21 protein-coding genes are annotated in these 17,728 nt (G+C 57.9%); 13 read left to right on the top strand and 8 right to left on the bottom strand.

All coding sequences use genetic code 11. The features are described 5' to 3' along the window. The first annotated feature begins 10 nt into the window (after positions 1-10). The 13 genes from flgG (at position 11) to MHY87_RS03875 (ending at position 11,675) form a co-directional block, all read left to right on the top strand. Complete coding sequence (gene flgG / locus MHY87_RS03935; protein WP_239349553.1) at positions 11-799, top strand: flagellar basal-body rod protein FlgG; 789 nt, start codon at positions 11-13, stop codon at positions 797-799. Positions 800-822: 23 nt separating this feature from the next. Then, entirely contained in the window at positions 823-1,284 is a 462-nt protein-coding gene (flgA, locus tag MHY87_RS03930; RefSeq protein ID WP_239349551.1) for a flagellar basal body P-ring formation chaperone FlgA, read from the top strand. Continuing rightward, on the top strand, positions 1,281-2,381 hold the full coding sequence (flgI, locus tag MHY87_RS03925; RefSeq protein ID WP_370644825.1) for a flagellar basal body P-ring protein FlgI: 1,101 nt from the start codon (positions 1,281-1,283) through the stop codon (positions 2,379-2,381). The genes flgA and flgI overlap by 4 nt, the downstream gene beginning before the upstream one ends. Next, a complete protein-coding gene (locus tag MHY87_RS03920; protein ID WP_239349549.1) occupies positions 2,378-2,878 on the top strand; it encodes a MotE family protein in 501 nt (166 codons plus the stop codon). Before flgI ends, MHY87_RS03920 begins: the two co-directional genes overlap by 4 nt. After that, a complete protein-coding gene (gene flgH, locus MHY87_RS03915) occupies positions 2,875-3,573 on the top strand; it encodes a flagellar basal body L-ring protein FlgH (RefSeq protein WP_239349547.1) in 699 nt (232 codons plus the stop codon). The genes MHY87_RS03920 and flgH overlap by 4 nt, the downstream gene beginning before the upstream one ends. A gap of 14 nt (positions 3,574-3,587) precedes the next feature. Then, positions 3,588-4,094: a flagellar basal body-associated FliL family protein gene (locus MHY87_RS03910; protein WP_239349545.1), complete on the top strand. Its 507-nt coding sequence runs from the start codon at positions 3,588-3,590 to the stop codon at positions 4,092-4,094. A 73-nt stretch (positions 4,095-4,167) separates the two neighbouring features. Then, positions 4,168-4,911, top strand: a complete 744-nt coding sequence (gene fliP / locus MHY87_RS03905; protein ID WP_370644824.1) for a flagellar type III secretion system pore protein FliP — start codon at positions 4,168-4,170, stop codon at positions 4,909-4,911. Positions 4,912-4,998: 87 nt separating this feature from the next. Further along, positions 4,999-6,645, top strand: coding sequence for a flagellar basal-body MS-ring/collar protein FliF (gene fliF, locus MHY87_RS03900; RefSeq protein ID WP_239349543.1), 1,647 nt, complete (start codon positions 4,999-5,001; stop codon positions 6,643-6,645). After that, positions 6,645-7,301, top strand: a complete 657-nt coding sequence (locus tag MHY87_RS03895) for a hypothetical protein (RefSeq protein WP_239349541.1) — start codon at positions 6,645-6,647, stop codon at positions 7,299-7,301. The genes fliF and MHY87_RS03895 overlap by 1 nt, the downstream gene beginning before the upstream one ends. Then, complete coding sequence (locus MHY87_RS03890; protein WP_239349539.1) at positions 7,295-8,524, top strand: MotB family protein; 1,230 nt, start codon at positions 7,295-7,297, stop codon at positions 8,522-8,524. The genes MHY87_RS03895 and MHY87_RS03890 overlap by 7 nt, the downstream gene beginning before the upstream one ends. A gap of 154 nt (positions 8,525-8,678) precedes the next feature. Continuing rightward, complete coding sequence (locus MHY87_RS03885) at positions 8,679-9,773, top strand: chemotaxis protein MotC (RefSeq protein ID WP_239349537.1); 1,095 nt, start codon at positions 8,679-8,681, stop codon at positions 9,771-9,773. Then, positions 9,770-11,101, top strand: coding sequence for a flagellar hook-length control protein FliK (locus MHY87_RS03880; protein WP_239349535.1), 1,332 nt, complete (start codon positions 9,770-9,772; stop codon positions 11,099-11,101). The genes MHY87_RS03885 and MHY87_RS03880 overlap by 4 nt, the downstream gene beginning before the upstream one ends. Further along, positions 11,046-11,675 carry a transglycosylase SLT domain-containing protein gene (locus MHY87_RS03875; protein WP_370644823.1) on the top strand — a complete coding sequence of 210 codons (630 nt, stop codon included), beginning with the start codon at positions 11,046-11,048 and terminating at the stop codon, positions 11,673-11,675. Before MHY87_RS03880 ends, MHY87_RS03875 begins: the two co-directional genes overlap by 56 nt. Before the next feature lie 10 nt (positions 11,676-11,685). Here the strand turns inward: MHY87_RS03875 and MHY87_RS18930 are convergent, their stop codons facing one another. The 8 genes from MHY87_RS18930 to motA form a co-directional block, all read right to left on the bottom strand. After that, on the bottom strand, positions 11,686-12,009 hold the full coding sequence (locus MHY87_RS18930) for an AprI/Inh family metalloprotease inhibitor (RefSeq protein WP_370644836.1): 324 nt from the start codon (positions 12,007-12,009) through the stop codon (positions 11,686-11,688). A 405-nt stretch (positions 12,010-12,414) separates the two neighbouring features. Continuing rightward, a complete protein-coding gene (locus MHY87_RS03870; protein ID WP_239349531.1) occupies positions 12,415-12,915 on the bottom strand; it encodes a hypothetical protein in 501 nt (166 codons plus the stop codon). Continuing rightward, a complete protein-coding gene (flhB, locus tag MHY87_RS03865; protein WP_239349529.1) occupies positions 12,912-13,976 on the bottom strand; it encodes a flagellar biosynthesis protein FlhB in 1,065 nt (354 codons plus the stop codon). Before flhB ends, MHY87_RS03870 begins: the two co-directional genes overlap by 4 nt. Before the next feature lie 16 nt (positions 13,977-13,992). Then, entirely contained in the window at positions 13,993-14,979 is a 987-nt protein-coding gene (locus tag MHY87_RS03860) for a flagellar motor switch protein FliG (protein ID WP_239349528.1), read from the bottom strand. 55 nt (positions 14,980-15,034) lie between these two features. Then, on the bottom strand, positions 15,035-15,310 hold the full coding sequence (gene fliN / locus MHY87_RS03855) for a flagellar motor switch protein FliN (RefSeq protein WP_091129771.1): 276 nt from the start codon (positions 15,308-15,310) through the stop codon (positions 15,035-15,037). A gap of 113 nt (positions 15,311-15,423) precedes the next feature. Next, positions 15,424-15,738: a hypothetical protein gene (locus tag MHY87_RS03850; RefSeq protein ID WP_239349527.1), complete on the bottom strand. Its 315-nt coding sequence runs from the start codon at positions 15,736-15,738 to the stop codon at positions 15,424-15,426. Then, positions 15,719-16,651, bottom strand: a complete 933-nt coding sequence (locus MHY87_RS03845) for a flagellar motor switch protein FliM (RefSeq protein WP_239349526.1) — start codon at positions 16,649-16,651, stop codon at positions 15,719-15,721. Before MHY87_RS03845 ends, MHY87_RS03850 begins: the two co-directional genes overlap by 20 nt. Further along, positions 16,651-17,532 carry a flagellar motor stator protein MotA gene (gene motA, locus MHY87_RS03840; protein ID WP_239349524.1) on the bottom strand — a complete coding sequence of 294 codons (882 nt, stop codon included), beginning with the start codon at positions 17,530-17,532 and terminating at the stop codon, positions 16,651-16,653. The genes MHY87_RS03845 and motA overlap by 1 nt, the downstream gene beginning before the upstream one ends. Between the last annotated feature and the right edge of the window lie 196 nt (positions 17,533-17,728).

Here is a 17,728-nt window from a genome sequence, read left to right as displayed (position 1 = left end):
GGAGAAGATCATGAGAGCGCTGGCGATTGCTGCAACGGGCATGAATGCTCAGCAGCTCAATGTCGAAGTCATTGCCAACAACATTTCAAATGTGAATACGACGGCGTTCAAGGGCGCCCGTGCCGAATTCACCGACCTGCTTTATCAGGCTGAGCGCGCTCAGGCCGTGCCGAATCAGACTGGCGCAAGCCCGGTTCCTGAAGGGGCCATGCTGGGCCTCGGTGTTCGGGCCGCGGCCATTCGCAACCTGCACCGCCAGGGGGCTTTGACCAATACGTCGAACCAGTTCGATCTTGCCGTGAGCGGACGCGGCTGGTTCCAGGTGGATGGACCTAATGGCGAAACGGTTTACACGCGCGCAGGCGCCTTCAACAAAGACGCCAATGGACGTCTCGTAACCCTTGACGGTTACGCCATCACCCAACCGATTGTTGTTCCCGCGGAAGCCATCGACGTCACCGTCAACGAATCCGGTGAGGTCTTCGCAAAGATCGATGGCGAGGTTGTGCCTCGCCCCATCGGTCAGCTCATGCTCGCGAATTTCGCGAACGATGCCGGCTTGGAGCCGATCGGCGGCAATTACTATCGCGAGACGCTCGCTTCCGGCGCGCCCAACGAGGGACGCCCTTCGGACCCGGGTTACGGCAAGATCCATCAGGGCTACCTCGAAGCATCGAACGTGGATGCCATCAAGGAGATCACCACTCTCATTTCCGCCCAACGTGCATTCGAGATGAACTCCAAGGTCATCCAGGCGGCAGATGATATGGCCGGCACCGTCTCCAAAGGCATTCGCTGAGTGATTTGAGGTCAGGCGTTTCCATGAAATCATTGCTTGCCTGCGCGATGGCTATCGCCGCGTTCACCGTTGCAGCCCAAGCGGCTTTCGGCGAGGAGCGTGTGCTTCCGGTTCCGTCCGTGACGATCTACCCCGGTGATCTGATCGGTGAGTCCATGCTCAAGGATCGGACCTTTCCCGCGAATTATCGCTACCGTACCGCCGTGGTCGAGTCGCCGCGCGTTCTCGTTGGAAAGTCGGCGCGCCGCACATTGCTGCCCGGCGAACCCATTCCCATGAATGCCGTCGACGACCCGAAACTTGTCACGCGCGGCGAGCAGACGGCGATCCTGTTCGAAGAAGGCGGGCTGTCCATCGTTGGGGTTGGGATTCCCATGCAATCGGGTGCCATGGGCCAAACGGTTCAGGTGAAGAACGTGGATAGCGGACGGGTCATTACCGGACGGGTTCAGGCTGACGGCAGAATCAGGATCGGCATCCAATGATGGTCCGCGCTGTATTGTTCATCCTCGGGATGCTGATGGCGTCCCATGCCATGGCCGCCACGCGGATCAAGGATGTGGCGAATGTCCAGGGCGTTCGCGACAACCAGCTGATCGGCTACGGCCTTGTGATGGGATTGCAGGGCACGGGCGATACGCTCCGCAACTCCCAATTCACCGAACAGGCCTTGCAGTCGATGCTGGACCGGATGGGCGTGAACGTCAGGGACGTCAACTTGCGTACGCGAAACGTGGCGGCGGTCATCGTGACGGCCGATCTTCCGCCTTTCGTCGGCGCAGGCTCACGGATCGATGTGACCGTGACGTCGATGGGCGATGCCTCGTCGCTCAAGGGCGGGACACTGATGCTAACGGCCCTGCAGGGCGGCGACGGACAGGTCTATGCCGTCGCCCAAGGCGCGATTGTGGTCTCAGGATTTGCGGCGCAGGGACAGGCAGAGACATTGACATCCGGCGTGGCAACCTCCGGGCGGATTGCAAACGGTGCATTGGTCGAGAAGGAAGTGCGAGGCGGGTTCGATACGGTCGGAACGCTTGCATTCGAGCTCAAGAACCCGGATTACAAGACTGCAACCCTCGTGACGGACGCGATCAATCAATATGCTCAGCAGCGTTACGGCACGCGCGTGGCGGCTCCAAAGGATTTTCGCACCGTCGTTCTGACACGGCCTAAAAACATTGCGCCGACACGGTTCATTGCCGAACTGGGGGATCTGGAAATCAGGCCTGACACACCGGCGCGGATCGTCGTTGACCAGAGAACCGGAACAGTCGTCATCGGCAAGAACGTTCAGATCTCCACCGTTGCGATCACCCATGGTGCTCTGACGATCCGTGTCACTGAGATGCCTGAGGTTTCGCAACCAGACCCGATGTCTTTCGGGCAGACGGTTGTCGTTCCCAGAACCCAGATCACAGCCGCGGAAGAGAGAGTTCCGCTGGCCATCGTCAGGGGATCGGATCTTCAGACCCTGGTGAGGGGCCTGAATCAGATGGGGCTCAAGCCATCCGACGTCATCGCGATCCTTCAGGCGGTTAAAACGGCCGGGGCGCTTCAGGCGGAGCTCGTGGTCCAATGATGAAATCTATGAAGGTTGCGCTGACGCAAACAGCCGTGCTCGCGGCGCTGTTCATCTCCGGAACAGCTTTCTCGCAGGAAAAGCCGGCTGAAGCGAAAGGCAATAATTACTGCGCCAACATCGCCGATGCCGCAGCCGACGCCCGCTACGCTCTTCAGAAGGCGGAACTCGTCAGCATGGAGAAGGAAATCGAGGGAAGGCTCAAGATCCTCGAGGCGAAGCGTGCCGAATATGAGGACTGGTTGCGCCGCCGCAATGAGGTTCTTGAGAAAGCCGACGATACCATCGTTGCAATCTATTCCCGCATGCGCCCGGATGCGGCGGCTCTTCAGCTCATCAACATGGAAGATGAGATTGCGGCTGCGGTCATCGCCAGACTCAACCCTCGGGTTGCAAGTGCGGTTCTGAACGAGATGGAGCCGGCGCGGGCCGCCCAACTTGCCAATATCATCACGGATGCTCCCAAACGGGTTGCGAGCAGTGGGAGGAAAGAGTGAAATTCGTTGTTTCCATTGCCAGCCTTTGCCTATTGGCTGCGTGCGCAACTCGCCCCGAGGATCTTGGGCGCGAACCTATGATGACGCCGGTCGGAACAGGCATCACTGTCGAGAGAGAACCTCTCCCGCATGTTTTCAAGAACACGCTGAGCACAGCTCCCAACTCAACCTGGAGCAACGCCAGCGCCGATTTGTTTACATCTCCCCGCGCAAGGCAGGTTGGCGACATCGTGACGGTCAACATTCAGATCGACGACAAGGCCCAGTTCGACAATGCGAGCGACAGATCCCGCTCGTCGTCCATCGATGCGGGTCTGGGCTATGGCTTCGCCTTCAAAGGCTGGCAGGCGGATGGCACTGCCGATGTCGGCCTGGATTCTTCTTCCTCTTCGACGGGGCAGGGGACAATCGACCGCTCCGAGAAGCTGCGCCTCTCCGTCGCGGCGATTGTGACGGAAGTTTTGCCCAACGGAAATGTCATCATCAGCGGTTCCCAGGAAGTGCGGGTGAATTATGAGGTGCGCGTGTTGAATATAGCGGGCATCGTCCGCCCTCGTGACATCTCTCCCCGAAATACGATCGGCTACGACAAGATCGCTGAGGCGCGTGTTTCCTACGGTGGACGCGGCCGTCTCATGGAGGTCCAGCAGCCCGCCTATGGGCAGCAGATCTTCGATGCTGTGACGCCGTTCTAAGGCGGGCAAGGAATATGGCAGAAAATCTGGCGCTTCCCTCTCCATCAGGTCAGGCGACGAAGGAAGGAACCAAAGCCCTGCTGCTGACCCTCGGGTTGCTGACGCTCCTGTCCGCTCTCATCGGAGGTGGATTCGGGCTGAGCATCGTGTCGAATATCGAAAAGAGGATCGAGGAGAAATACAGCGCCGTGCCTCATAAGCCGGTGGAGGCAAGTGCCTATACCGGGGACATCACGATCAGGAAACTTGCTGCGGTCGTGACTAATCTTGCCGGATCGGAAACCGACTGGATCCGTCTCGAAGCATCTCTCGTCTACAAGGGCGGAATCGAGTTCAACCCTGAACTCCTCGTGGCCGAAGCCCGGCAGGATATTCTTGCCTATCTTCGAACGGTCACATTGGCGCAAATTCAAGGCCCGAGCGGCCTCCTTCATGTGAGGGAGGATCTCAACGAGCGGGTCAAGATCAGGTCGAACGGCTTGGTTCAGGAACTTGTTCTTGAAACTCTTGTCGTCCAGTGACCGGAAAACATTTTCAGAACCATTTATTTCTCAAAGCCAATTCAGCCGAGAACCTCTTCCAAGGCATCCCTTCATGCGCATTCGTCTTCTCTTCATGAGCCTTATTACCCTGCTGACGACAGGTGCGGGGGCATATGCGCAGGTGCCGAGCCTCGAGAGTCTTCTCCCGCCTGGCGATGGAGCGGCGAGCGGGCGGATGATCCAGATCGTCGTCTTGCTGACGGTCTTGTCCCTGGCCCCGGGGCTGCTCATCATGGTGACGAGCTTCACACGCTTCGTGGTGGCATTTTCGTTCCTTCGCTCCGGGTTGGGGTTGCAGAGCACGCCCGCCAACATCTTCCTGATCAGCCTGTCCCTGTTCATGACCTTCTTCGTCATGGGGCCGACCTTCGACAAGGCCTGGAACGAAGGCGTCCGGCCTTTGACCGAGAACAGGATCACGGAGGCGGAAGCCTTTCATCGAACAGCCGACCCTTTCCGGGAGTTCATGCTCTCCCATGTTCGGCCCAAGGACCTTCAGACATTCGTCGATCTGGCTTCCGAAACCTATCCAAAGGCTAATGAAGGAGAGAAAATCGATCTGCGCATCCTCATTCCCGCCTTCATGATCTCCGAGCTGAGAAGAGGGTTCGAGATCGGCTTCCTGATCGCGCTTCCGTTCCTCGTCATCGACATGATTGTTGCGACGCTCGTGATGTCGATGGGTATGATGATGATGCCGCCGACGGTGATTGCGCTTCCGTTCAAGATCCTGTTCTTCGTTCTGATCGACGGATGGAACATCCTCGTCAACGGCCTCGTAAGATCGTATTTCTAGGTGCCATAGGACAGGGCAGCAATCCTCGCACAAGGTTGATGACGCAAGAAAGAATCTCAGTACGTCTCTTTATCGTCGAGATTCTCAATGCCCGGTCGTCAGCAAGCCGAAAGATTGTGGACCAGCCTCATGCAGCTGGGAGTACGCCGATTGGCGGCTCTGGCTGCCATCGGCTTTGCGGTGTTCCTCACCGTGGGCATCGGCGCCTATTACCTCAGCCGCCCGGCTCAGGAGACCCTTTATACGGGGCTTGACCGGGAAGACGTCAGCCGCATGGGAACGGTGCTCAAGGATGCCGGCATTCCCTTCGATGTCAGCTCCGACGGCACGTCCTTGCTCGTCAGTTATGGCAATACCGCTCAAGCCCGCATGCTGCTGGCTGAGAAAGGCCTGCCTCACAGCACCAAGTCAGGCTACGAGCTGTTCAACGATCTCGGGTCCTTGGGCCTGACGTCGTTCATGCAGGAAGTCACCAAGGTGCGAGCGCTTGAAGGCGAGCTTTCCCGCACCATTCAGGGCATGAAAGGCATCAAGGCTGCTCGCGTCCATATCGTTCTGCCGGATCGAGGCTCCTTCCGCCGTGAGCAGCAGCCTCCCTCGGCTTCCGTCGTCATACGGACATCTCCCGCCGACGATTATTCCCAGGCGCAGGCAATCCGCCATCTTGTTGCCGCAGCCATTCCTGGAATGGCCGTCGACAAGGTCACGGTCATGAACACCGAGGGAACGCTTCTGGCGTCTGGAGACGATTCCGCGAACGCGTCCACCGGCAAGCTGGCAAACCTTGAAAAGACCGTTGGGTTGGAAATTCAGGACAGCATCCGGCGGACTCTTGCGCCTTACCTGGGCATCGGGAACTTCGAGATCAGCGTCGCCGCCCGTCTGAATACGGACAAGGTGAGCACCAATGAAACGATCTTCAATCCCGAATCCAAGGTGGAGCGCTCAATCAGGACTGTGAAGGAAACCGAGGTTTCCCAGAACAAGGCTGGCCAACGGCCTACGACCGTTCAGCAGAATCTTCCCGAGGAGGACGTCCGCGGCGACACAAGTGACAGCTCGAGCGAGGATAACCAGCGCCGTGAAGAGCTGACGAACTACGAGATTTCCTCCAAGACGGTTCAAACCATCAGCGATGGCTATTCGATCAAGAACCTTTCGGTCGCGGTGCTGGTGAACAGGTCTCGCATCGCATCTCTGCTCGGTGAGGGGGCAGAGCCCGCCCAGATCGATGCGAAAGTGGCAGAGATCGAGCAGCTTGTGTCGTCGGCCGCAGGGTTTAGCAAGAATCGTGGCGACCAGATCAAGGTTGCGGCCGTGAGCTTCGTCGACGATAGCAGCGTGCTTCAGCCCGTTCCTGGTCCTTCCGTGGCCGAGATCCTGATGCGGCAGTTCGGAACGGTCGTGAATGCCCTCACCGTTCTCGCCCTCTGCGCCATGCTGATCTGGTTTGGTCTGCGTCCTGCCGTGCGCATGCTGGTTGCGCGCCATCAAGCCGACCTGGAGATTCAACGAGAGCAGATGGTGGCTCTGGCTGCTGCGGAAGACAGCAAGGAGTTCGAAACGGCGGAGACAGAGAGCTTGCTACAGCAGCCTGCTCTACCGGATGATTCCGGCCAGCCGTTGATCGAGATGCCACGTACTCCGCAGCGCAAACTGGAACAGATCATCGAGCTCAGTGAAGAGCAGGCGGCGGCGGTTCTGAAACAGTGGCTTCGTCAAGAGGCTGCGTGATGTCGGGAAGCATTGCCACTCTTATCAGCGACTTCTCCAGTCCGGTTCCTTCGGAAGGGTTCGGGATCGGAATCCTGCGCCGGGTGCGGCAGAATACTGAGCCGGAATCTGCTCCTGTCCAGCCTACAGTCGATCATCAGGCTGAACTGATCCGGTCCGTCGAAACCCGGGCAAGAAACGAAGAAAGAGAGAAGGCTCGACGGCAACTCGACGAGGTCTTGAATGCCGAGCGGGAGAAGCATCGCGAAGAGCTGGCCGTACAAAGAGAGCTTTGGGTTGAGCAGGAAGCGCAGCAGCTTTCTTCTCAAATGATCGCGGCACTTGGAAATCTTGAGGCCATCCTGTCTGAGAAAGCCGCCAGAATACTGGTATCGGTCATTCCTGAGGCCCTCCAGCAACGGGCGGTCGCCGAGTTCAAGGCGCATCTCGGAACTATCCTCTCGGGTGAGACGGAGACTCTCGTGAAAGTGTCGGGTCCGGAGGACCTGCTGAGCGCGGTGAAGGCTGGAATGGCTCCGCGCGAGGGTATCATCGAGTTTATCCCAAGCCATGATGTTGAGCTGACGCTTGTTGCCGGCGACACAACCATTCAGACGCAATTCGGTGCCTGGTCCGAGCGGCTTCGGGACCTTCTGAAGGCAGATCCATCATGCTGAGTTCAGACAAGCAGGAAATTCTCGTCATCCGCCGAAGCGAAGACGAGGAAACTACGGTCAAAGGCGGCGCCTGGAAGATCGCTCACGCCGATTTCATGACGGCCATGATGGCCTTCTTCCTCATCATGTGGCTTGTCGGTATGTCCGACGAGGACACCAAGGTGGGCGTTGCCAATTATTTCAACCCTGTCCAACTTGCGAACTCCACCTCCAACAAGAAGGGGCTGGACGATCCGCAGAATGTGCCTCCGGAGCGTGAGACCGATAACAAGAACGACGGCAGGGAAAAGGGAAGCGGCCAGGGAACCGGCGGAAAATCGCAACAACTGCAGAAGCCCCGTTTCAAGGAAGGGGCGCTGTTTCAGGATCCCTATGCCGTGCTCGCAAAGATCGCGGATGAGATCGAGGCCAATCCCCATGACACGCTTGGCGCGGATGTGACTCCCGGCGAAAGCGATGCTCCCGGCCTGAACAGCGGCGAAGCCTTCAGGGATCCTTTCGATCCGCTCTATTGGCAGGTTGCCCCTATCGACGAACTGAAAGTGAACACGCCCAAGCCTGGAACGGCGACCCCCGCGCCAACCAAGGCGGAAGTCGACGCCTGGGCCGCTTCCAAGAAGAATCCTGCGCTCGACCAGAAGGATGTCAAATCCGGGGCCGTTGCCGCTTCCATGGAGCAGAAGGCTTCGGATCAGAAGAATTCGCCGGACGGGAAGAGTGCTTCGGCGACGGAAGCTTCCGCTACCTCTACGGAGGATGCAGCTGACAGGAAAGTGGCGGAGCTGAAGAACGAGATCATGAATGCCGTTCAGCCGGGAAAGGATGCGTCACCGCGGCCGCATATCGAGGTGCGGAGGACAGGCGCGGGCACCGTGATTAGCCTGACGGACGATTTCGATTTTTCCATGTTCGCAGTGGGTTCGGCCGAGCCGCATGCCAAGGTCGTGCAGGCCATGGCCAAGATCGCCTCTATCCTGCAGTCGCGCCCCGGCAAGCTCGTGATCCGTGGGCATACGGACAGCCGACCATTCAAGTCCGCCAATTATGATAACTGGCGCTTGTCGCATGCCCGCGCTCAGATGGCTCTCTACATGCTCGTGCGCGGCGGTCTGGATGAGAACAGGATCGTGCGGGTGGAGGGGCATGCCGACCGGGATCCGAAAATACCATCCGATCCGAAGGCCGATCAGAACCGCCGAGTCGAAATTCTGCTTCAGGAGTGATGCCGTGAATCGGTTCCTTCACGCTGTTCTTCTCGTCGCTGTCATGGGCACGCCGGGACCTGCTCTCGCAGAGAATGCGCGCGCGGCGGCAGCTCCCCCGGCACAACAGGAGGCCGTCTCGCGCCCCATCCAGATGGTTCGAACGCTGCAGCTGATGCAGGATCAGATTGCCACGGGATCGACCGAGGCTCATGTGGGGCAACGTGGGCTCCTGACGATCCTCGATAGCCGCTTCATGGCTCTGGAAGCGGAGGTTTGGACAGAGGCCAAGAACGTACGTGCCGCCATCGCTTTCGTCCTGAGCGGAGGAAATCCGCAGATCCTCAGAAGACTCTTGGATATCGGCGTCCCTCTGGATCAAAGGGCCTTTGTCGAAGGAACCCTGGCCTATGTGGAGGGAAGGGAAGAGGAAGCGAAGAGCAAGCTCTTGTCATTGGATGTTCGGACACTCGCCCCCATGCTCGGCGCGCAATTGGCATTGGTCCAATCCGCTTTGCTTGTCCGGACGGATTCGAAGAAGTCCAGCGACCTTCTGGATTTTGTCAGGCTTGTGGCTCCGGGAACGTTGCTTGAGGAGGGAGCTTTGAGACGGCAGGTTTTCGTGGCGAGCCAGACCGGCGATATGAAGAAGTTTCTGGCTCTTTCGTCCGACTATCTGCGCCGCTACCGCCACTCGATTTATGCGGGAAACTTCCGGCAACGTTTGGCTTCGGTACTGACGAGGGTCGACTTCGGAAAGGACCAAGCTCTTTTCATCCGTGTCGTGGACGTCCTGAAGGATCTGGAGCCAGGCGCCAGGCAGGACCTTTATCTTCTCGTTGCAAGATCATCGATCGATCAGGGATTCACGACATCTGCCCGCATGTTCGCGGATAAGGCTCTGGAGTTTGCTGGCCGCGATGCCGGCAACGCTGCGCGGGCGAAGCTTTATCACGCCGCCGCCATGATTGTTTCTCCCGCTACAATCGGGGCGGCGGTTGCCGATCTGGAAAGCATCGATAGGTCGCTCTTGTCAGAGGGAGACGCTGCTCTTCTGAACTCGGCCTTGTCGATGGCAGGTCAGATTCGTCATATGCCAGGAAACAGCACGATCGCGACCAAGGGAAAAACGACGCCGGTTGATACAGATTCCGCGCCCGCTTCCAGCCAGAAGCAAGCGCCGGAACAGCTTCAAGCGCTACTGAAGGCACGTGATACTCTGAGCCGCATCGACAGTTTGATCAAGAACCAGGCACCTACCGTTCAATGAACCCTTTTGACATCCTGGCCCGCAATCTACCCAGACAGATTGATCAGCAGCCTTCGCGAGATCCCTCTGTCGCTGTTGAAGGTGCGCTTGGCGCTACCGGACCTGCTGACACCGAAAGCTTCGACACTCTTTTGAAGGGGTTGGCAGAGCATGTCTCGGGGGATGGGGGCGATGCTCAATGGCAGGGTGAGCCTAACACGTCCGAGACGGCAACTGAGGGCAACGCATCCGGACCTGCCGGCATAGCAAACGCAGTCTTCGTTCTGCTGCAAGGTATTTTGCCGAATGCAGCATCGCCCGCTTCAATGGCATCTTCAAGCAGCGATGAACAGAAGGGCGGCTCCTCACCGCTTCTTCTGGACGGCATGCAGCTCTCGCCGGAAGAAGGTGGGCTGCCGAACTTGACGACCGCACCCAGAACAGCGATTACCGTTCAGCATCAGGAAACGCATTTCAAGCCATTGGTTGAGAGGCTTGAAACCGGACACATTGCCGAACCGCAAGGCGAAACCTCAGCCTCGTTCGATGACATATCCGATGATGGCGCCCGCAACGAACTTCCAGTGTCTCTCCCCTTAAAACGGCAGGACATTCAGCAGGATACCCGCCCGCAAGCTGGACTTCCTGCTGCTCCCCTGGATGCGGTGGAGCGTGAATCGGGTGATGCCATGAACACCGCTGCAAAAGGAAAGCCCATGGCAGGCCACTCTGAGGAAAGAGTTGAGCACCAGGCAGACCCTTCTCCGGATTCAGTCCAGCATGATGAATCCATCAACCTACCATCGGACAATCTTCATCGGATAGCGCGTGCGGTAAAGTCGGAGGTTCAATCCTTCGCAAACAGCTCACAAGCTCATCCAACGCAATTCGATGGCACATTCCGGACAATATCCGTCAAAGCCTCCGATAGTGCCCTGCGGGTTCTCAACCTGCAGCTTCACCCTGCGCATCTCGGTGCTGTAACCGTAAAAATGCGGCTTGCCGGTGAGAGCCTTGATATGGAGCTTCATGTTGAGAGCGAAGAGACGGCGCAGCTTTTGAAGGCCGATTCCGAAAAACTGTCCTCGCTTCTGCGCGGATCGGGATATCGTCCCGACACGATCAGCATTCATGTCAATGACGATGTTGTTCAGGATCGCATGGCGACATCCAAGACCCAGTCCGACATGCAGATGCAGGGACAATCATTTCAGCAAGGTAGCGCCAGCCAGGATGGACATTCTCGCAACCGGGAAAGGCAAAATGCGGGCACAAGTGCAGAGCATCATAAGCATGCGGACGAGCAAGCGATTCCTGGCAGCCGCAGCACTGGCGGCGTGTACCTATAGTCTGGCAAGTCCTGCTCGCGCTCAAGTTCAGGCGCAGCCTGCGAGCCAGCTTTGCGAGCGGGAGATGCTACGGGCTTCCGCGAAATATGGCGTTCCTCTCGGAATGCTTTACTCGGTCGGACTGACGGAAACCGGGCGTCGCGGATCCTTGCAGCCTTATGCCATGAACATCGAGGGACGGGCGGTTTTCGCGAATTCCCTTGGCGAAGCCGTTCAGCAGTTCGAACAGGCCCGCCGGGCCGGGGCCAAGCTGGTCGATCTCGGCTGCATGCAGATCAACCATCATTATCACCGCGAAAGGTTCGCATCTTTGGAAAGCATGCTGAGCCCTCGGGACAATGTGGAATACGCCGCCCGTTTCTTGAGCGAGTTGAAGGGGCGTCATGAGACTTGGACGATGGCGATTGCCCGCTATCATGCCGGTCCCGATAACGATCCCGCCCAGAAGCGTTATGTTTGCCGGGTGATCGCCAACATGGTCGCGACCGGATTTGGCCAATGGACGCCGAATGCCCGCTCGTTCTGCGCGGATGCCCCGGGATTGAAGCCGGGCCAGACTGCTTCCAGCGGCTGATAATCGTCGTCTATCGCGTCATTCTAAGAGGAGCGCCTGACCTGCTCAAGGTCCCTGCAAGGGAAGCTTCCGCTCCCTCCAATCGCGCAATCTCCGTGCCCCGAGAGAACAGCGTAACTTTGCCTCCCTCAAATCGCCACATGTTCACCTGGCTCAGGCTCTCATTGGAGCACTTGGACACGGATGCCTTATAAAGATCCAGGGATGCAACGCTTGAAAGATGGATGCTGCAGGAAAGACCCTTGTCATCCTTGGCGTGCCATATTCCGGCATAAGACGACGCACGGCGAGGGGTTGTGAAAACTCCGGGCGGAAACTCCGCCGAAGGCGACATGCGGGCGCGCTCTTGTGTGCGCACCTCCTCGCGAATCTCTGCAGGAACCGGCCCGGCTGGCTCACGCGCATGGGATGGAGCCACGGAGGCAGAAGGTTGCGGGTCTTCCGGCAAGGTGACGGTTCGTCTGTCCCGGGAAGAAACCGGCAGGAAGTTGCCATTGTCCGCCGAAAAAGCGGGTTCCATGGGCAGGCTTGCGCCGGACACGATTGGAGGGCGTTCCTCTATGATATGCCGCCCCCATGGCGATGAGTATTGCGGATAACTGCGTGGCTCTGCCGGCGTTCCCCAAGGGCCTCGAGCGTCGACCGTAGTTTGAGCGTTGCAGCCGGCCAGTACGCCGGCAACCGACAGGAGAACGAGGGGGACGGAAGTTCGTGCCAAGGTATTCGCCTGTGTCGCTGCTCAATGCCGCAGAGAATTTGCGGGGCAGTAAGCGGAACGGAAGCGCGGTGGGAGAGGTCTCAAGCGGGCCGAGGCGATGATTTGAGCGAACGAGCGAGGGTCGAAGTCGGTCTCACTGATCTCAGACAGCAGCACGCGATTGATGTGCACGCCCACGGAGAACTCCCCCAGGACGAGCTTGAAGTCGACGCTGACAGTATCGTGAGCAAACTCCATGTCGAGAACGACACAGGGAGGGTGGCCAAGAGCCGTGCTGATCCCGGCGGACCGGGCATAGGAAAGCGTGTGTCCCTTGAAGAACAGTTCCGCGCAGGACGAAACGATCTCATTCATATTGCCGTGCAGCTGTTTGCTTACATAAGATCTGATGATCTCGGCATCCACGAGGCAAAAATCGGCTATGACATCCTTGATGTTGCAGGCCAGAACCTCCTCGAATGCGTTCACGTCGACATATCCGTAAAGAGAGCCTTCCGGGGCTGCGGAGGGAAGTCTTTTCATTTAGATCTCGTAAGAATGTAAAAGAGGATCTGTGCGACCGCTTTGTAGAAATCCGGAGGAATCATGCGATCCACTTCAACATGGTCGTACATGGATCTTGCCAGGGGCTTGTCCTCGATGACGGGAACGCCGTGTTTCTCTGCCGTTTCGCGGATCTTCAAGGCAATGAGATCCTTGCCTTTTGCAACGACGATAGGGGCGCTCGCTTCGCTTCGCTCATAGCGGAGCGCAATCGCGTAATGGGTCGGATTGGCGATGACGAACGTCGCTTTGGGAACGGCTGCCAGCATGCGTTTTCGGGCACGGTCTTGAGCCAGCGAGCGCATGCGGGCCTTGACCATGGGATCGCCTTCCATTTGCTTGTGCTCTTCCTTGACCTCCTGTGGCGTCATTTTCAGGTCGTTGTGCCATTTGAGTCGCGCCCAAACCAAGTCGGCGGCAACGAGAACAATCGTCGCAATGGCAATAGCGGAAACGAGCCGCATCGCCATGGTCAGCATAAGCTCCGGAATAAGGGACGGGTCACTGAACATGGCGTTGAAGACCTTATGCTGCTCCGACTTGAGAAGCAGAATGGAGACGATGGTAATGGTTCCGAATTTGAACAAGGCCTTAGCGAACTCGACGAGGCCGGAGCGGCTGAAGATTCGATTCCAGCCGCTTATCGGTGAGATCCTGTTCCATTGAGGCCTGATCCGCTCAGTGACGGCGGACGGGGTGTTCTGGAAGATCGAGGCCACAAGGCTGCATCCTGCCAGGATTGCGATGATCGGGACCAAAAACATTCCCAAGTCGAGGGAAAGCGCATGGAACAAGGATGCAGCGTCCGCTCCTGATCCCAGCCGGAAGTCTTGCGGACGATCGATGAAGAGAGACAGGCGTTCCGTCAAAAACTTCGTGCTGCTGCGGGCCGTGAATGTCAGGACCAGAAGGATGCCGAGGATCGAAGCGAATATAGGCGCCTCCCTCGAGAAGGGAATGTTGCCCTTCTCGAGAGCGTCGCGAACCTTCTTGTCCGAAGGCGCTTCAGTTTTGCTTTCCTTGTCTTCTGAATCGGACATCTCTTATCATCAACACTCAGACGAAAGACTCGTCGTCTGTTTCAGAGTTGATGACGATCTCGCCCCGTCCGGCCATATCCAGGGCAAGGTCCGTAATGGAGCGGCGTGCCTCGGCAATATCCCGGTTCGGTGAAGGCTCCTTGCTGCTCAACTCGTGCTCGATCATGCGCCTGACGCGGGACGAGAGTGCGGCAAGAACCACTTTGCGGAAATCGTCGCTCGTCCCCTTCAATGCTAGAACGACCTTATCCGGGGGAACTTGATCGAACAGCGTCGTTCGGTCTCGCGGCGTGAGCTTCACGATGTCGTCGAAGGTGAAGAGCAGGCCTCGGAGAATCTCTGCTGATTTCGGCCTCACGGTCGAAAGGCTGGTGAGCACGTCCTCCATATGGTCGCGCTCCATCTTGTTGATGATGTCTGCGATTTTGGCGTGAGTGTCCGATCCGGCATGCTTCGAGAAATTCGCCATGAAATCTTCATGGAGAGTCTTCTCGATATTCTTCATGGTTTCGTCGACGATGGGTTTCATGCTCAGCATACGGCGCATCAAGTTGTTGCGCAGGGGCTGAGGAAGCTGGGTCATCACCTTGGCGGCGCATGACGGCTTGACCTTCGTCAGAATGAGAGCCGCCGTTTGCGGATGCTCCTTCAAAAGGTAGGAGGCAATAGCACTCTCAGAAACGGTTGAGATGCGCTCCCAAATGCTTCTGTTCGCATTGCCTGCGACATCGCTTAGAATGTCGGCAATCTGCTCGGGAGATAAGATTCCTGACAGGAGCTTCTCAATATGAGAGACGCTTCCGATGACGTCCGCCCCGCTTGTAAAGTTCGAGGCAAATTCGTCGATGAGCGTCTCGATTTGAGAAGGCGAGACCGGGCCCAGCAGAGCGGCGGACCTCGTGACGAGGCGAATCTCATCTTCACTGAAATGCTTCAAAATCCGCCCGGCCGCAGGCTTCCCCATCGCGAGAAGAAGCGTTGCAACGCGTTCCGGCCCTTTCATCGGCTTTGCGCCGCCTGGCCTTACAGGGAAACTCGCAACCATAGATGAAACCGCTTTAACCAGTGATGTCGTTGGTCGGCGGGCCGACGATTTCGGTCAGGGAGATGCCGAAGCGCGAATTGTCATCTTCCACGACGACAACCTCGCCCCGGGCGATCACGCGGCCATTGACCACTACATCGACGGGTTCGCCGACCCTGTGATCCAGAGGAACGATGGCACCGCGTCCCAGCTTCATCAAGTTGGAGACGGGCATGGTCGCGGAACCGAGAACGACCTGGATCGTCACCGGAATCCGCAGGATCGAATCGAGGTTGCGGCCGCTGTCCATTCTGTCGTCTCGCGAGGAAGAACCGCCGAGACTCTTGCCGAGTTCTCCCTCCTGCTGCCAGGCGGCCTTGTCCTGAAAACTATTCTCAAATGGGTTTGACATATGACAGATCCTTACGAATTGGAGCTGCGAGAGCGGGCCTGGGACAGCTCGCGAGCAGATTGGGTGAGCGCCTCAAGCTGCCTCGCCGATTCCCGGGCTTCCTCAATACGGGCTCCAAGAAGGGCGAGCGTCTCGCGGCTCTCTGATCCGAAGGTGGCGACGGCCCTTTGCGCGCCGATCAGAGCCACTCCGGTTTTATCGAAGATTTGCTGGTACTCCGCATGGTACCGGTCGAAGCGCTTGAGCTTCAGATACATAAGAGCGACCATCGCGCTTGTTATGACGAGAGCGACGAAGAGAACGATGTTAGCTAGCGAAGACATCATCAAGAAATTCCTTCTCTTGGTCGATCGATTCATCAATTTTGAGAACGTAGGATCCGTCGGCCTGGCCCATGTGGCACCAGAAGAGGCCCTGCTGATTTCCTTCGAGCTTGACGCGGCTCTTGGGCGTAGCCTGGAGCTCGATCACCTGACCAACCTTCAACTCTGCGATCTCACCGAGAGAGAGGAAGCGTTCTTCAAGAACGGCTGTGAGAGTGATCTCCGTTTTGCTCACCTCGTTGGCCATTTGCTTCAGCCAGCGCGGGTCGCGCCCCGTCGACTCGCCTGAGACGACTCTCGAGAGCACCTTTCTCATCGGGTTCAGGGCCGATTGAGGAATGATCACGAACATCTCGCCGCCACGATTCAAGGCCTGAAGGAGAAACTTGGCGGCGACCGCCTGGTTGTTTCTCCGGCCAATCACGGCGAAGTCCATGCGGGTTTCAAGGCGTTCCAGCTTGAATTTCGTGTTCGATACCAGGGAGAACGAGGCTTGCAGCGCCTTGGCGACCTGCTCGAAAAGAGATTGCGCCATGCGAAGCTCGATGCTGGAGAAACCGCGAGCCTCCTCGACAGGAGGCTCCGAACCATCGGAGCCGAAAAGTACCTCGACCATCGTGTAAATGAAGTCGCGGTCGAATCCGATCAGGATATGGCTGTCCCAATCCGGAGCATGGAAGATGCCTGCGACGGCATTGGCCTCATACATCTCCAGAATTTCGCTGATGCGCCCGCTCTCGATCCCGCTGAGGGAATAGTACATGGGAGAAGCGGCCATGTGCCGAAGATGCTCGGCGCAGCTTGTCGACATGCGATCGAAGATCACATGCAGCATGGGCAGGCGGTCGATGGAGAGACCTGCCGAGTCCAGGAGCATGTCGCGAATATCGTTGGCGCTTTGCGTACCGCTCATCATTACGCTGCTTCCTTCAGTTCCTCGGAGCGTCCGCCGGTCGTTGTGGCCGTTTCAACTTCGTCGATGGTCGGGCGGTATTCCACGGAGATTCCCTTTCGGCCATGCTCCACGGCGATCTGGGGCAGCGCGCCGTTCATGTAGGCGATCAGGGCCTGCTTCACGATGATGTAAACGCGTGTCTGCTTTTCACGGGTCGCTTTCACCTTGTTCGCAAGCGGCGACAGGAAGGCATAGGATATGAAGATGCCTGCGAAGGTGCCGACAAGCGCGGATGCGATCAGGCCTCCGAGGATGGCCGGCGACTGGTCGATCGCGCCGAGGGCTTTTACGATGCCCAGGACTGCGGCTACGATGCCGAGAGCGGGCAGAGCTTCGGCGACCGTATAGATCGAATAATAGGGCTTGGTCCGGTCGCGCTTGAGGGTCGCGATCTCCTCTTCCATGAGCGCTTCGATCTCATGAGGGCGCGCATTGCCGATGATGATCAGGCGGACGTAATCGCAGATGAAGAGAGTCAGGTCCTTGTCATTGAGGACGCTCGGGAACGACTTGAAGATCTCGGATTCCGATGGCGTGTCGATATGGACCTCGACCTCGTTGCGCGGCTTGTTCTTCAACTCTCTCAACAAGGCATAAAGCAAGCCTAAGATCGCGAGATACTGCTCCCTCTTGGGAACTTTGCCCTGAATTGCCTCAAAGGCAGCCCGGCCCGTGTCCTTCAGGAGCGACATCGGGTTCGCGATGATGAACGTGCCGATCGCGATGCCGCAGATGATAACATATTCCCACGGTTGCCAGATGATGGAGAGATGCCCGCCCATGGCGACATAGCCGCTGACGAGCGAGCCGATGGCAACAACCAATCCGATTAAGACGCCCAATCTTCTAGTCCTCGCGAGAGCTCAGTTCCGGTCGATTTTCTAATCCTGGAGGCTTGCGTGAAGCTGGGAAGGGCGAAGCCAGCTTCGAGCAAGGCTGCTTTGGTACCCGTGGCTGGGAGTTGCAGGGGCCTCAGGCCTGTGCGTACCGGAGATTTCACCTAGGCAGGGTAGGGCCGTCGGGTCTGGCCTTGCGGGA

Origin of the sequence: Microvirga sp. ACRRW, from assembly GCF_022346925.1 — a bacterium.
GTDB lineage: Bacteria > Pseudomonadota > Alphaproteobacteria > Rhizobiales > Beijerinckiaceae > Microvirga.
This window is presented reverse-complemented; position numbering and strand designations above follow the sequence as displayed.